14 protein-coding genes are annotated in these 14362 nt (G+C 75.2%); 2 read left to right on the top strand and 12 right to left on the bottom strand.

The genetic code is table 11. The annotated features are described in order from the left end of the window. Positions 1-19 precede the first annotated feature (19 nt). Entirely contained in the window at positions 20-193 is a 174-nt protein-coding gene (locus CCO02nite_RS15765) for a hypothetical protein (protein WP_186812687.1), read from the bottom strand. Further along, positions 190-1737: a lysine--tRNA ligase gene (gene lysS / locus CCO02nite_RS11855; protein WP_146843363.1), complete on the bottom strand. Its 1548-nt coding sequence runs from the start codon at positions 1735-1737 to the stop codon at positions 190-192. Before lysS ends, CCO02nite_RS15765 begins: the two co-directional genes overlap by 4 nt. A gap of 114 nt (positions 1738-1851) precedes the next feature. Between lysS and CCO02nite_RS11850 the strand changes: the two genes are divergently transcribed. After that, positions 1852-2424 carry a sigma-70 family RNA polymerase sigma factor gene (locus CCO02nite_RS11850; RefSeq protein WP_246117520.1) on the top strand — a complete coding sequence of 191 codons (573 nt, stop codon included), beginning with the start codon at positions 1852-1854 and terminating at the stop codon, positions 2422-2424. After that, positions 2421-3788 carry a hypothetical protein gene (locus CCO02nite_RS11845; protein ID WP_146843361.1) on the top strand — a complete coding sequence of 456 codons (1368 nt, stop codon included), beginning with the start codon at positions 2421-2423 and terminating at the stop codon, positions 3786-3788. Before CCO02nite_RS11850 ends, CCO02nite_RS11845 begins: the two co-directional genes overlap by 4 nt. A gap of 16 nt (positions 3789-3804) precedes the next feature. Here CCO02nite_RS11845 and nadC read toward each other — a convergent pair whose 3' ends face one another. The 10 genes from nadC to folP are packed head-to-tail and all read right to left on the bottom strand — an operon-like array spanning position 3805 to position 13835. Further along, complete coding sequence (gene nadC, locus CCO02nite_RS11840; RefSeq protein WP_146843360.1) at positions 3805-4722, bottom strand: carboxylating nicotinate-nucleotide diphosphorylase; 918 nt, start codon at positions 4720-4722, stop codon at positions 3805-3807. 7 nt (positions 4723-4729) lie between these two features. After that, positions 4730-6478: an L-aspartate oxidase gene (locus CCO02nite_RS11835; RefSeq protein ID WP_371862513.1), complete on the bottom strand. Its 1749-nt coding sequence runs from the start codon at positions 6476-6478 to the stop codon at positions 4730-4732. Then, positions 6475-7023 (bottom strand): aspartate 1-decarboxylase, encoded by a 549-nt coding sequence (gene panD / locus CCO02nite_RS11830; protein WP_246117519.1) that lies wholly within the window; start codon positions 7021-7023, stop codon positions 6475-6477. Before panD ends, CCO02nite_RS11835 begins: the two co-directional genes overlap by 4 nt. After that, the gene (gene panC, locus CCO02nite_RS11825) at positions 7020-7964 is read right to left on the bottom strand and encodes a pantoate--beta-alanine ligase (RefSeq protein ID WP_146843359.1); all 945 of its coding nucleotides are present in this window, start codon (positions 7962-7964) and stop codon (positions 7020-7022) included. Before panC ends, panD begins: the two co-directional genes overlap by 4 nt. Then, positions 7961-9022: a Rossmann-like and DUF2520 domain-containing protein gene (locus CCO02nite_RS11820; RefSeq protein WP_146843358.1), complete on the bottom strand. Its 1062-nt coding sequence runs from the start codon at positions 9020-9022 to the stop codon at positions 7961-7963. The genes panC and CCO02nite_RS11820 overlap by 4 nt, the downstream gene beginning before the upstream one ends. Next, the gene (locus CCO02nite_RS11815; RefSeq protein WP_246117518.1) at positions 9019-10626 is read right to left on the bottom strand and encodes a PH domain-containing protein; all 1608 of its coding nucleotides are present in this window, start codon (positions 10624-10626) and stop codon (positions 9019-9021) included. Before CCO02nite_RS11815 ends, CCO02nite_RS11820 begins: the two co-directional genes overlap by 4 nt. Then, positions 10623-11123, bottom strand: a complete 501-nt coding sequence (locus tag CCO02nite_RS11810) for a PH domain-containing protein (protein WP_146843357.1) — start codon at positions 11121-11123, stop codon at positions 10623-10625. The genes CCO02nite_RS11815 and CCO02nite_RS11810 overlap by 4 nt, the downstream gene beginning before the upstream one ends. A 29-nt stretch (positions 11124-11152) precedes the next feature. Continuing rightward, entirely contained in the window at positions 11153-11635 is a 483-nt protein-coding gene (locus CCO02nite_RS11805; RefSeq protein ID WP_146843456.1) for a DUF3180 domain-containing protein, read from the bottom strand. Further along, a complete protein-coding gene (gene folK, locus CCO02nite_RS11800; protein ID WP_146843356.1) occupies positions 11635-12915 on the bottom strand; it encodes a 2-amino-4-hydroxy-6-hydroxymethyldihydropteridine diphosphokinase in 1281 nt (426 codons plus the stop codon). The genes CCO02nite_RS11805 and folK overlap by 1 nt, the downstream gene beginning before the upstream one ends. Beyond that, positions 12912-13835: a dihydropteroate synthase gene (gene folP / locus CCO02nite_RS11795; RefSeq protein WP_371862512.1), complete on the bottom strand. Its 924-nt coding sequence runs from the start codon at positions 13833-13835 to the stop codon at positions 12912-12914. Before folP ends, folK begins: the two co-directional genes overlap by 4 nt. Between the last annotated feature and the right edge of the window lie 527 nt (positions 13836-14362).

Genomic DNA, 14362 nt, shown 5'->3' with positions numbered 1-14362 from the left:
AGACGGTCAAATGCCCTTGTCAGTTCTCCTGCGATTCGGCACGCTTCGCGGCGGCCTCTTCGGCATCCATACGCGCGATCGCCTCGCGTTCCGTGCGGTCGGCATTGACGACCGCACGCATGACGAACCAGAACAGCAACCCGACGCCGATCGAGGGCAGCACCGCCGCGAGAACGGGACCGAGGCCGTTCATGACAGCGGCTTCACGAGCGGGAACAAGATGGTGTCGCGGATTCCTTGGCCGGTCAGCGCGATGAGCAGGCGGTCGATTCCCATCCCCATTCCGCCCGACGGCGGCATGGCGAACTCCATCGCCGTGAGGAAGTCCTCGTCGATCCGCATCGCCTCGTCGTCGCCGCGCGCCGCGAGCAGCGCCTGCGCCTCGAACCGTTGCCGCTGGATCACCGGGTCCACCAGCTCGGAGTAGGCCGTCGCGAGCTCGAGCCCGCGGACGTACAGGTCCCACTTCTCGACCAGGCCCGGCTTGCTGCGGTGGTCACGCGTGAGCGGCGAGGTCTCGACGGGGAAGTCGCGCACGAACGTCGGCGCGTGCAGGTGCGCACCGACGTGGTGCTCCCACAGCTCCTCGACGAGCTTGCCGTGGTTGCGCTGCGCGGGGGCGAGGTCGATCTCGGCCTTCTCGAGCAGGCGGAGCAGGGTCTCGTCGGGCGTGTCGTGCGTGATCTCGACGCCCAGCGCGTCCGAGAGCGAGTCGTACATCGCCAGGTGCGTCCAGTCGCCACCCAGCTCGTACTGCTCGCCGTCGGGCAGCGTGACGACCGTCGTCCCGAGCGCCTCGAGCGCCGCGGTCTGCACGAGGTCCTGCGTGAGGGCGGCCATGGTGTCGTAGTCGCCGTAGGCCTCGTACGCCTCGAGCATGGCGAACTCCGGCGAGTGCGTGGAGTCGACGCCCTCGTTACGGAAGTTCCGGTTGATCTCGAAGACCCTCTCGACGCCGCCGACCGCCGCACGCTTGAGGAACAGCTCGGGCGCGATGCGCAGGAACAGCTCGATGTCGAACGCATTCATGTGCGTCTCGAACTGCCGCGCCGCGGCACCCTCCGCCTGCACCTGGAGCATCGGGGTCTCGACCTCGAGGAATCCGCGCCGGGCGAAGTTGTCCCGCAACGACCGCACCACAGCAGCGCGCGTGCGCACCATGTCGCGCGCCTTCTGGTTGACGATCAGGTCGACGTAACGCTGTCGCACGCGCGCCTCGTCGGACAGCTCCGCGACCGTGCCGTCCTCACGCGTGTAGAGGTTCGGCAACGGGCGGATCGCCTTTGCGGCCATGCGCCATTCGTCGGCCATCACCGACAGCTCGCCGCGCCTGCTCTGCACGACGCGGCCGTGCACGAACAGGTGGTCGCCGAGGTCGACATCCGTCTTGAAGGCCGCCAGCCGCTCCTCACCGATCTCCGCGAGGCTGAGCATTGCCTGCAGCCGCGTCCCGGTGCCGGCCTGCAGCGTGACGAAGCACAGCTTGCCGGTGTTGCGCAGGAAGACCACGCGGCCCGCGACGCCCACGACGTCGTCCGTCTCCTGACCCGCCTCGAGGTCCGGGTACGCCGCGCGGACCTGCTCGATCGTGTGGGTGAGCGGCAGCGAGACCGGGTAGGGCGCCGTGCCCTCCGCGAGCAGCCGCTCGCGCTTCTCGCGCCGGATGCGGATCTGCTCGGGGGTGTCGTCGGCTGCGGCGGCCTGCGGCTCGGCAGGCTGGAGGGGGGCGTCCGTCACCGGGCCATCGTAGTCGGCGCCGATCTCACCCCAACCCGGGCGAGGACGGCAGGCGTTCTGGAGACGAGGCACCGACGACGGAGGGACGAAGGCGTGGCACGACCATGGGAGACGATGCTGGACCAGGTGGCGCGCGAGCGCTGGCCGCGCCTGGTCGCGCACGCGACCCTCGTGAGCGGCTCGGCGGCCGAGGCGCCCGACCTGGTGCAGGAGGCGCTCATCGCGACCTTCCGCGGACGCGCGCGGTTCACCAGCGTCGCGCAGGCCGAGGCCTACGTGCGGCGCGCGATCGCCTCGCGTGCCGTGGACGAGTCGCGACGGCGCCGGCGCGAACGGCTGGTCGCGCTGCGCGCCGCCGCGCAGCCCGTCGCCGCACCCGACGAGCCCGCACCGACCGTCGGCCGCGACGTCGTCCGGGCGCTGTCCACGCTGAGCCCCCGCGAGCGCGCGTGCGTGGTGCTGCGGCGCATGGAGGACCTGTCGGTCGCCGAGACCGCCGCCGCGCTCGGCCTGTCCGAGGGCGCGGTGAAGCGGTACACCTCCGACGGGCTGGCACGCCTGACGACGTTGCTCGGCGCGAGCCCGGGGTCCGACGAGACCGCCCCGGTACGCACGCGCACCAGCACACCCGCCAGCAAACCCGGCACACCCACCACGACGACGAACGGGACGGAGGCGGCGCGATGAACCTCGACGAGCTCCTGAGCCGCGCGTACGACGAGCTCACCGGCGGCACGGACGCGATCGACGAGCGCGCGCTCACCCGCGTGCGGGGCGTCACGCGGCGCGCCCGGCTGCGCCGCCACGCCGTCACCTCGGTGGGCGCGGTCGCCGCCGTCGGCGTCCTCGGCGTCGGCGCGGCCTACGCACTGGGTCGCGGGGACGCCGCGCCGGTGCCGCCCGCGACGCAGACACCGACCACCGCGCCCTCGTCGGACCCCACGCCGACCCCGACCCCCGCCCCGTCGCTCGCGCCGACCCCGCAGGGTCCGGTCGAGCGCGCCGCCGAGATCGACGACGCGAGCGTGCTGGCCCGCCTCGCGGCGCCGCGCACGGGCGAGACGTGGCACGACCCGGTGCGCGACGACACCGCTCGCGCCGCCCTGCTCGCGCCCGGCACCTCGGGCTGGACCGTGTACGCCGTGGGGGCGCGCGGCGCCGCGAGCGTCTACCTCGTCGTCGAGGACGCCACCGCGCACGGGTCCACCGCGCCGTTCCTGTACCGCGGCGCCCTGCTCGTCGAGCGCGACGAGGACGGCGCGCGCGCGGTGCGCTGCCCGAGCGCCCGCACCGGCGACCCGTGCGTCACCCCGGACGAGCTGGGCGTCCTGGCCGACGACGTCGAGCCCGACGACGCGACGTTCTACGACTCCCTGACGCTGCCCGCCACGATCGACGCGGGCCCGGGCTGGTCGTTCCGCACCGCGTCCACGCGCGAGCTGCCCTACGCGCCCGCCTACGGTCTGCCGCTGCAGTTCGGCCAGCCCGACGCGACCTGGGACGTCGTCGACCTCGGGCCGCTCGCACTCGTCCTGACCGACGAGACGCCCGACGCCGTGGAGGGCGTCGAGCCCGTCGAGGGCCTGCGCTCCCACCGGTACGCCGTGCGGCTGCCGTTCGGCACGCTCGTCGTGCTCGAGGGCGCCGACCAGCCGAACGCCGCGTTCGACGCGATCACGTGGGACGACGGCGTGCTCCGGGCCGACGACCAGCGCCCGTACAGCGCCGCGCCCGGAGCGTTCACGTGCGACAGCCTGCAGCTCTCGACGCAGGCGGACTTCGACGCGGGCACGTGGCGCGCGGCCGGCACCACGGCCGAGGGACAGCAGGTCTACCTCCCGGTCGCGGGCGGCAACGACGTCTCCCGTGCGGTGCGCGAGTACCAGTCGAGCCTGTCCTGGGGCGAGGACCTGGGCGGCGGCTCCTACCGCTACCCGACCGACGAGGACTTCCTCGCGGCCAACGCGCTGTGGGCGCTCCAGGGCCCCGACGGCACGTGGCAGCTCCGCCTGCGCTACGACGCCCAGTCCGCCGTCTTCGAGTGCTCGTGACGGTGCCGGCGCGGCGTCAGGCGTGCAGGTCGAGGGCCAGGTCGAGGATCGGGGACGAGTGCGTGAGGCCGCCGACCGAGAGGTGGTCGACGCCCGTGGTCGCGACCTCGCGGGCGCGCTCGAGCGTGAGGTTGCCGGTGGCCTCGAGCTCGGTGTCCGGCGCGACCGCGCGGACCGCGGCGACCACGTCCGCCAGGACCGGGGTGGGCATGTTGTCGAGCAGCAGGAAGTCGGCGCCCGCCGCGACGGCCTCCAGGGCCTGGTCGCGCGTGTCGGCCTCGACCTGGATCGGGACGTCCGGGTAGCGCGCGCGCACGGCCTCGATCGCCGCGGTCACGGAGCCCGCCGCGGCGACGTGGTTGTCCTTGACCATCGCGACGTCGTACAACCCCATGCGCTTGTTGGTGCCGCCGCCGCAGCGCACGGCGTACTTCTCGAGCGCGCGCAGGCCGGGCGTCGTCTTGCGGGTGTCGAGCACGCGGGCGCCGGTGCCCTCGAGAGCGTCGGCCCAGCGGCGGGTGTGGGTCGCGACGCCCGACGCGCGGCTCGCGACGTTGAGCAGCGTGCGCTCCGCGACGAGCAGCACCTGCACGGGTCCGACGAGCGTGGCGAGCACGTCGCCGCGCGCCACGCGCGACCCGTCCGGCACGTGCACGACGAGGGTCGGCTCCGCGAGCGCCAGGCGCGCCGCGACCTGCCGCAGCACCACGGGGACGACGACCAGGCCCGCGAGCACGCCGTCGGCGCGCGCGACCAGGTCGGCCGTGCCGGTCGTCGTCGGCGCGATCGTCGACTGGGACGTGACGTCGCGGCCGGGAGCGGGTCCGAGGTCCTCGTCGAGCGCGGTCGCGACGAGTCGTTCGACCGCGCCCTCGTCGGGGCCCGGGTCGCCGGGGAGCACGCCGGGTTGGGCGGCGTCGGGTGCGAGGGTCATGCCGTCCTCAGTCGATGGGGGTGCGGTGCAGGGTCAGCCGGGCGTCCTCGTCGAGCCGTGCGGTCAGCCGCAGGCGCCACTCGTCGACCTGCTCGGGGAAGTCGGAGCGAGCGTGCCCACCGCGGCTCTCCTCGCGTGCGAGGGCCGCGGCCGTCAGGACCGTGGCGACCTGGTGCACGTTGGTCGTCTCCCACTCCGCGAGCTGCGGGGCGGCGAGCAGGCGGCCGTCGTCGAGCCGGGTGTGCGCGTCGGTCGGCACGGCCGCGAGCGCGGTCGTCGCGCGCCGCAGTCCCGGGCCGTCGCGCAGCACGCCCGGACCGTCGGTCGCGATCCGCTGCACGCGCCCGCGCGCTGCGGCGGCCACCAGCGCCTCGTCGCCTGGGCGCACGCTCGGTTCGCCGTGCCGCAGGGCGCCGCGTGCGACCTCGTCGGAGATGTGCCGGGCCGCGCGGTGCGCGAACACCAGACCCTCCAGCAGCGAGTTGGACGCCAGGCGGTTCGCCCCGTGCACGCCCGTGCACGCGACCTCGCCGACCGCGTACAGGCCGGTCAACGACGTGCGTCCGACGAGGTCCGCGACGACACCGCCGGAGTGGTAGTGCTGCGCCGGCGCGACCGGCACCAGGTCCTTGCCCAGGTCGATGTCGTGCTCCGCGAGCCGCTCGTGGATCGTCGGGAAACGTCGTCGCAGGAACGACGCGCCCAGGTGCCGCGCGTCGAGCCACACGTGCTCGGACCCGGTCGCGGCCATCCGCCGGACGATCGCGTGCGCCACCACGTCGCGCGGCGCGAGCTCGGCCATGGGGTGCACGTCCGGCATGAACCGCACGCCGTCGGTGTCGAGCAGGTACGCACCCTCGCCGCGCACGGCCTCCGAGACGAGCGTGAGCTGACCCTTGACCCCCGCGCCGAGCCACAGCACGGTCGGGTGGAACTGCACGAACTCGACGTCACCCAGCACGGCCCCCGCGCGCAGCGCCGCGGCGATGCCGTCGCCCGTCGCCTGCGCGGGGTTCGTCGACGAGCGGTACACCTGCCCGATGCCGCCGGTCGCGAGGACCACGGCCTTGCCGAGCGCGGCGCCCACGCCGTCGCGCTGGCCCTCGCCGATCACGTGGATCGTCACGCCGCACGCCGGGCCGGGGCGGCCGTCCGGCCCCGGCGGGCCCGTCAGCACGTCGAGCACGAGCGCGTGCTCGATGACCTCGATGCCCGGGTCGCCGCGCACGGCCTCGATCTGGGCGACGAGCGCGCGCGAGATCTCCGCACCGGTCGCGTCGCCGCCGGCGTGCGCGATGCGGTCCGCGTGGTGCCCGCCCTCGCGGGTCAGCGAGATCCGGCCGTCGGGTGCCCGGTCGAACCGCGCCCCCCGCGCGACGAGCTCGCGCACGCGCGCCGGGCCCTCGGTGACCAGCACCTCGACCGCGCGCGGGTCGCACAGGCCACCGCCCGCGACGAGCGTGTCGACCAGGTGGGCGGAGGGCGAGTCGCTCGGGTCGAGCGCCGCGGCGATGCCGCCCTGCGCCCACACCGTCGAGCCGGACGCGAGCCGGTCCTTGGTCACCAGCAGGACGCGCGGTACGCGCGTGCGCAGCTCGAGCGCGGCCGTCAGCCCGGCGATCCCGGAGCCGACGACGACCGCGTCGGCCTCGACCGTCCAGCCGGGTGCGGGCGCGGCGAGCCGGGTGGCGAGCGTCGGGCGCGGCAGGCCGTCGACCGTCTCGCCGGTCTGCGGACGCGCGTCGGTCGTCGTCACCGGGCCGCCGCGTCGTGCGTGTGCGGCGTGTGCACGCCGCAGCCGGGACTGGCCGCGTGCGGCGCGGCCAGGTCGAGCGGGTGCGGGTGGTCCACCAGGTCACGGCCGCGCGCGAACGGCACGCCGCTGGGCATCAGGCCCGCGACCTGCGTCCACTCGTCGGGCACCTGGCCGGGGTCCTCGGACAGGTCGACGATGCGGTTCTCGGAGTCGACGAGCACGACGTGCGGCTCGTAGGTGCGCGCCTCCTCGTCGGACAGCACGCCGTACGCGATGAGGATCACGACGTCCCCCGGGTGCACCAGGTGCGCCGCCGCGCCGTTGATGCAGATCTGACCCGAGCCCGCCTCGCCCGCGATCGCGTAGGTCGTCAGGCGCGAGCCGTTGGTCACGTCGACGATGTCGACCTGCTGACCGGGCAGCAGGTCCGCGGCCGCGAGCAGGTCGGCGTCCACCGTAACCGAGCCGACGTAGTGCAGGTCCGCCTGCGTCACCGTCGCGCGGTGGATCTTGCCCGTCATCATCGTGCGCTGCAGCGAGGTCATCGCGCGGCCTCCTTCCCCCGGGCCGGGCCCAGGTGCACGGTCGTGTTGTCGATCAGCCGGGTGCGGCCCACCCGTGCGGCGAGCGCGACCAGCGCGTCCCCGGCATGGTCGGGCGCCAGCTCGGTCAGGTCGTCGGGGTCGACGACCGCGACGTAGTCCACGTCGAGCCCGACGGGCCCGACGGGCCCGGCGAGCCCGACGAGCACGGCGAGCGCAGCCGCGCGGACCTCGTCGGGCGTCCCGCCGCCGTCGGCCGTCGCGGTCGCGGCGCGCAGCGCGGCCGGCAGTGCGAGCGCGCGCGCCCGCTCGTCGTCGGACAGGTACGCGTTGCGGCTCGAGAGCGCGAGCCCGTCGGCGTCGCGGACCAGCGGCGCACCCACCACGTCGACGTCGAGGTCCAGGTCGCGCACCATCCGGCGGATCGCGACGAGCTGCTGCGCGTCCTTGCGGCCGTAGATCGCGACGTCCGGGTGCGTCAGGTGCAGGAGCTTGAGCACGACCGTCAGCACACCGTCGAAGTGACCGGGGCGTGACGCGCCCTCGAGCACCTCGCCGATCCGTCCGGCGCTGACCCGCACCAGCGGGTCGCCGTCGGGATAGACCTCGTCCGGACCGGGCGCGAACACCACGTCGCCCTCACGCAGCAGACCCGGCCCGGTGAGCCGGTGCAGGTCGCCGTCCAGGTCGCGCGGGTAGCGTTCGAGGTCCTCGCCCGCGCCGAACTGCAGCGGGTTGACGAAGATCGTCACGACGACGTGCTCGGCCCGCTCACGCGCCGCCGCGACCAGCGACAGGTGCCCCTCGTGCAGCGCGCCCATCGTCATGACGACCGCGCGGTGCCGCCCGCCCGAGCGCGGCGGCGCGGCGTCCTGCCGGGTGAGGGCGGCGGCCAGCTCGGCGCGCGTGCGCGCGAGCGTGGGCGTCACCACTGCGGTCCTCATGCGTCCTCCTGCGAGCCGGCTCCCGGTTCGGGCTCGTCCGCGGCGTGCTGGGGGCCGCGGCCGGCGTCGTCGCCCGGGTCATCCTGCTGCAACGATCCCGCATCGCGATCGATGCCCGCGACCCGACGGTCGGCGAGCAGCTCGTCGAGCACCCGTGTCGCCTCGTCCTGCGTGAGCAGCCCGGCCGCGAGCGCGCGGGCCTCCGCGGCGCGCGCGAGCACCCGGTAGGACTCCGGGACGTCGGGCGCGCCGGACGCCGCGGCGAACGACTCGAGCGCCTCGAGGTGCCCGCGGACGGTGCCCGCGTCGCCGCGTCGGACCGGGCCGGTCAGCGCGCCGATCGCCCCCGCACCCGTCGTCACGCCCTCACGCGGCGCCCCAGCCCGCAGGGCGCCGTCGAGCGCCGCCTCGAGCAGCGGTGCGAGCACGCGGCTCGGGTCCTCGACGCCCGCAGCCGCGAGCGCCTGGGCGGCCTGCGAGACGAGCACGACGAGATGGTTCGCGCCGTGCGCGAGCGCCGCGTGGTAGAGCCCGCGGGCCTCCTCGTCGACCACGACCGGCTCGCCGCCGATCTCCACGACGAGTGCCTGCCCGATCGGCAGCACGGCAGCCGGGGACGTGACCGCGAACGCCGCGCCGACCAGGCGGGACAGGTCGAGCGACGTGCCCGTGAACGTCATCGCCGGGTGCAGCGCGAGCGGGATCGCGCCGCACTGCCGGGCCGGGTCCAGCACGCCCGTCCCGTAGCGCCCGGACGTGTGCACGACGAGCTGGCCCGCCTGCCACCGGCCCAGGTCCGCCAGCCCTGCGACCAGCGGGCCCAGCGAGTCGTCGGGCACCGCGAGGAGCACCAGCTCGGCGCGGCGCACGACTTCCGGGACGTCGAGCACGGGGACGCCCGGCAGCAGCAGCTCCGCGCGTTCGCGCGACTGCTCGGACACCGCGGACACCCCGACGACCGGGTGCCCGGCGGCGCGCAGGGCGTTGCCGAGCACGGCGCCGACCCGTCCCGCGCCGATCACCCCCACACCCAGCCGACCCGGGCGCGCAGCGCTCACGCGGTGCCCCGCATCCACTGCTCGGGTCCGGCCAGCGCGCGCGCGGCCCGGGCCCGCTCCGCCTGCTCGTCGAGCAGCCGCGCGAGCGCGTCCGCGTCGAGGTGCTCGACCCGCGGCGTCACCGGGCCGGGCGTCGAGTGCACCGCGATCGTCGCGACCCCGAGCCGCCGCTGCCACGGCCCCTGCACGTACCCGAGCGACTGCGTCCGCTCGTGCGGCACGACGTCGAGCTGTCGCCCCCAGCGGCCGGAACGCACGAGCAGCGCGGTCGACGTCACGAAGACGCCGCGCCGTCGCCAACCGAACGGATCGAGCCAGCGGGCGCGCCGCGGTGCCGTCAGGAAGCCGCCGTCCTCGTCGCGCCCCGAGAGCGCGGCGTCGAGCAGCGCACGCGGGTCCGCGACACCGAGGTCGGGCAGCACGAGCCACAGCGCCGTGGCAGCCTCGTCGCGCGTCGCGACCGGGTGCAGCACGGTCTCGCGCGCGTTGTTGGCGGCCTGCGCGTACCCGGCGACGTTCATCTCGACGCGCCACCAGTCCGGTCCGCGCCACCACAGCCCCTGATGGATCCGGACCGCCTGCACGCGCCCCGGCGGGACGGTCTGCGTGCGCGCCTCCGTCAGGCCGTGCCGCAGCCGGATGCCGTCGGGCGAGATCGCCGCGCGGAACCCCGCACCGCTGTTGACGCGGTTCCACACGAAGCCGACCAGCGCGAACACGCCGGGGACGAACACGAAGGCCGCACCGATGTCGCCGTCCGCGAGGATCACGCCGACGACCACCGCGATCGCTGCCGCGACCAGACCGACCACCGCACCCGAGCGCAGTGTCGCGATCAGCAGCCGCGGTGTCGGGACCGTGTACACCTCCTGCTCGGGCGCGTCCTCGAAGCGGCGCTCGATGCGGTCGGTCAGTCGGGTCGCACGGACCGCGGGGATCGTCCCGGCGGCTGCCGGGACGCTCGTCGGGATGCTCGTCGGGTCGCTCGTCGGGTCGCTCGTCGGGGCGGTCGTCGGGTCCGTGGAACCGGGCGCGGCCTCGACGGAGAACGGCACGCCGTCCGCGGCCACGGGCCCGGAAGCAGCCCCCGCCGACCCCTGCCGCAGACCGGCCGCGAGCGCCAGGAGCTCGGCCCGCAGCGCCTGCGCGTCGCTCTCGCGCAGGTAGGCGAGCTCCACCGCCGAACCCGAGCCGCCTGCGACCTCGAGCTTGAGCTCCGCGAGCCCGACGAGCCGCGCGAGCAGAGGCTGCACCACGTCGACGGCCTGCAGCCGGTCCAGCCGCGCGCGGCGCTGCTGGCGGAAGACGAGCCCGGAGTGCACGTGCACCGCGTCGTCGGTCACCGCGAAACGCGTCACGCGCCAGACGATCGCCGACCAGCCGACCCCGACCAGCGCGACGACCGCGAGCCCTCCGAGCATGTACAGCCAGGCGTGCCCGTCGATCAGCCGGTAGGCGTCCTGGAGGTTGTCGCCGATCTGGTACCAGACGATCAGCAGGACCGCGAAGACGACCTTCCAGCCGCGCAGCGCCGGCGTCGCCGGGTGCATCCGCCGCCAGCGGTCCTCGGGGACGGGTCCGGCGTCGAGCTCGTCCTCGGTCACAGGCCGGCCAACCTCGCCTCGCCGCGCGACGCGAGCCGGTCACGCAGCCTCGCCGCCTCCTGCGGCGGCAGGCCGTCGATGCTCGCGCTCGTCATGGGCGAAGCGGTGTGCAGCTGCACCGACGCGATCGAGAACCGGCGCGCGATCGGCCCGGCGTTGACGTCCACGTACTGCATCCGGCCGTACGGCACGACGACGAGCTGGCGGAACATGATGCCCTTACGGACGAGCAGGTCCTCGGCGCGCTCGGCGTAGGCCATCGCGCGCACCTGCCGCGGCACCAGCACCGCGCCGAAGGTGATCACGGCCAGGAGCACACCCGCGGGGATCCAGATCCACGGCGTCACGACGACCGCCAGGACGATCAGGAGAAGCGTCACCGGGCCGAGCACCACGCCCAGCACCGTGAGCCGCGCACCGGCCAGGCGCGTCGAGACGGGCGTCCACTCCACGCCCTCGGGCTCGAACGGGAGGCCGACGGTCTGCTCGCTGGTCACGCGACCATCCTTGCACCGTCTCGACCGGCTCAGGCCGGGGTGCTCGGCGCCTCGCCCTGGACCCGGTCCTTCGGCTCCTGCGGGGGCACCCGGCAGAACCACTCCACGAGCAGGCCCACACCCGCCAGCAGCAGCGCGCCGAGCGTCGCCGCACCGGCCGCGATCGCGCGCCCGCCGTTGCCCGGCACGTCCAGATCGGAGACGAGCACCGCGGTCTGACCGCCGTACCAGCCCGCGAGCAGCGCGCCCGTGTAGCACGACGCCTTCGCGAGCACCGCGGTGCGGGCGGCGCGGATGGGGTCGAGCGACGGGCGCTTGCCGCGCAGGAACTGGCGCACCGCCCAGCCCATCGAGAGCACGACGCCGGCGATCAGCACCTCGACCGCGATCACGAGCCAGGGCACCTGCGGCGGCATCCCACCGCGACCCAGTACGGCGCGGTAGACGATCCACGTCGCCGCCGCGACCCCGAGCGCGAGGACGACCAGCGTCTGCCAGCGGGTGCGCTGCATCACGGCCTCGACGGTGGGGCCGAGCGGGACGTGTCGGCGTCCACCTGCGCCGCCGATACCGGCGCGGTCAGCCAGTCGAGCGCGAGCCACCGCACGCCCGCGCGGTCCGGTGCCGTCGCCGCGAGCGCCGCGACCGGGCCGCCGCCCAGGCCCGGCAGGACCGCGTGCGGGTCGGCCTGCGCCCACGGCTGCAGCACGAACGCCCGCTCGTGCGCGCGCGGGTGCGGCAGCTCGAGGTCGTCGGTCGTCGCGAGCACCTGCCCGTACACGACGATGTCGACATCGAGCGTCCGCGGCCCCCAGTGCTCGTGGCGCTCGCGCCCGTGCTGCTGCTCGATCGCCTGAGTCGCCCGCAGCAGGCCCCGCGGTGACAGCGTGGTGCGCACCAGCACGACCGCGTTGAGGAAGTCCGGCTGCTGCGGGCCGCCCACGGGCGCGGTACGCGCCAGCGGTGACACGTCGACCAGGACGACGCCGGGCGTCGCCGCGAGCGCGGAGACCGCCGCGCGCAGCGTCTCCTGCGCGTTGCCGAGGTTGGCGCCGAGCGCCAGCACCGCGTCGACGGGCCCGTCCGGCTCACGGTCGAGCACGTCGGTCACGACCTCGCCGACGACGACCTCGTCGGCGGACGCCGCATCCTCGACATCCCCTTGGCCTTCTGCCGCGCGCACCGGCGCGAGCATCGGCGCTGCTGCGGGCACGAGGAGTCGGCCGGGCTCGGCGGGCGCTGCTTCTGCGAGGGCCGCCGTCGGGGGCACTGCCGCTGCGGGCGCGGTCTCGTCGGGCGCTGGCTCGTCGGGCGCTGGCTCGTCGGGCGCGGCCTCGTCGGGCGCGAGCGTGACGACCGGGACGGGCGAGTACGGCTCGGCCGCGGGGAGCTTGGAGCGGTCTCGTCGGATCGAGACGGTCACGTCCTCGAACGGGACCGTGATCGGCGCCTGCGGCTTGTGCACGGTGACGTCCACGGCCTGCACCGAGCCGTTCGCGAGCACCGTCGCCGCGATGATCTCGGCGAGCGTCTCGACGAGGTCCACGGGCTCGCCCTCGAGCACCGCGACGACCTTCGACGCGACATCGCCGTAGTCGAGCGTGTGCCGCAGGTCGTCCTGCGCGGCGGCGCGGCGCGTGTCCAGGTGCACGACGACGTCGGCGACGAACGTCTGCCCCTCGCGCCTCTCGTGCTCGAACACACCGTGGTAGCCCGTCGCGGACAGGCCGGTCAGCCGGATCCGGTCGAGCAGGTGCCCCTGGGCGTCGAGGACCCCCGGCGTCTCGCTCACGGTGCGCCTCCAGCGCTCGTCGGGTCCGCATCGGTGCGGACGGTCGGGTGCCCCTGCTCGTCGCGCCCACCCTGCCACGCGGCGGCCACACGCACGGCATCGGCCGAGGCCGCGACCTCGTGCACGCGCACGCACCAGGCACCGGCGACAGCCGCGAGAGCCGAGATCGCGGCGGTCGCGTGGTCGCGCTGCAGCGGCGGGGCCGGCGGGTGGTCCGGGCCGGCGAGCAGGTGCCCCAGGAAGCGCTTGCGGCTCGCGCCGACCAGCACCGGGAACCCGTCCGCGACGAGCTCGGGCAGGCGGCCCAGCAGCGGCCAGTTGCTCACGCCGGGCTTCGCGAACCCGAGGCCGGGGTCGAGCACCACCTGCTCGTCGCGCACGCCTGCGGCGCGCAGCGCGTCGACGCGCTCGGCGAGCTCGCGGCGCACGTCCGTGACCACGTCGTCGTAGTCGTCGAGGTCGTCCATCACGTCGGCGTGCCCGCGCCAGTGCATCGCGACGTACGCGGCGCCGGTGCGCGCGACGACCGCGTGCATGTCGTCGTCGGCGAGCCCACCCGACACGTCGTTGACCAGCACCGCTCCGCGCTCGACCGCCGCCTGCGCGACGCGCGCCCGCGTCGTGTCGACGCTGACGGCCGCGCCGCGTCGGACGAGTTCGTCGATCACCGGCAGCACCCGGTCGAGCTCGTCGGAGATCGGGACGCGGCGCGCGCCCGGACGCGTGGACTCACCGCCCACGTCGAGCAGGTCCGCGCCCTCGTCCAGCAGCGTCAGTCCGTGCGCGACCGCCGCGCCGGGCGTGAACCAGCGCCCGCCGTCGGAGAACGAGTCCGGCGTGACGTTGACGACGCCCATCACCAGCGCGCGTCCCGCGTCGCGCAGGTGCGACGGCAGCACGGCCGGTCCGACGACGCTCACGCGCCGAGCCTACGGCGACGAGCACGACGAGTCCGACGAACACCGCCGCGACGGCGCCGCGACGGCGCCGCCCGGAGCCGCTCGCCACAGGGCCCGGCCGCGCGCGCGGTCGGCATCCAGCGGTGCCGACGCCGCTCGTCATCTGGCCTCGACGGTGCGTGGGGCCGGCGTCGGGCACGCGTGTCAGTGGTCGTCTGTAGTGTGGAACACGTGTTCGATTGGGGTCTTGGGGTGGTCGCCGCTGAGCGGTCGGTCGCGCCCGCGCGCCCCGAGCTGGGCCCTCCGGTGCCTGTTCCGGTGGGTGCGTCCGACGGTGTGGTGCCGCGGCCCGCGTCCGAGGGTGCGGTGCCGCGGGCCGCGGGTGCGGGTGCGGTCGGGGAGGCGGGTTCGTCGTCGTTGTGGTGGACGCGGGAGGACGAGGCGCGGGTTCCGGTCTGGTGGGATGCTCCGGAGCTTGCTGCGGGGGCGTGCGGGTGGTGCGGGTCGGTGGCGGCGTGCCGGTGTACGTGGCCGGTGGGTGCGCGCCC

Origin of the sequence: Cellulomonas composti, assembly GCF_007990245.1 — a bacterium.
GTDB lineage: Bacteria > Actinomycetota > Actinomycetes > Actinomycetales > Cellulomonadaceae > Cellulomonas > Cellulomonas composti.
Note: the sequence above shows the minus strand (reverse complement) of the source record. Positions and strands in the feature narration are given on the sequence as shown.

Excerpts from the sequence above, each read along its gene's own strand:
- CCO02nite_RS15765 (WP_186812687.1), bottom strand. The coding sequence starts at position 193 with ATGAACGGCCTCGGTCCCGTTCTCGCGGCGGTGCTGCCCTCGATCGGC.
- CCO02nite_RS11850 (WP_246117520.1), top strand. The coding sequence starts at position 1,852 with ATGCTGGACCAGGTGGCGCGCGAGCGCTGGCCGCGCCTGGTCGCGCAC.
- CCO02nite_RS11845 (WP_146843361.1), top strand. The coding sequence starts at position 2,421 with ATGAACCTCGACGAGCTCCTGAGCCGCGCGTACGACGAGCTCACCGGC.
- nadC (WP_146843360.1), bottom strand. The coding sequence starts at position 4,722 with ATGACCCTCGCACCCGACGCCGCCCAACCCGGCGTGCTCCCCGGCGAC.
- panD (WP_246117519.1), bottom strand. The coding sequence starts at position 7,023 with ATGACCTCGCTGCAGCGCACGATGATGACGGGCAAGATCCACCGCGCG.
- panC (WP_146843359.1), bottom strand. The coding sequence starts at position 7,964 with ATGAGGACCGCAGTGGTGACGCCCACGCTCGCGCGCACGCGCGCCGAG.
- CCO02nite_RS11805 (WP_146843456.1), bottom strand. The coding sequence starts at position 11,635 with ATGCAGCGCACCCGCTGGCAGACGCTGGTCGTCCTCGCGCTCGGGGTC.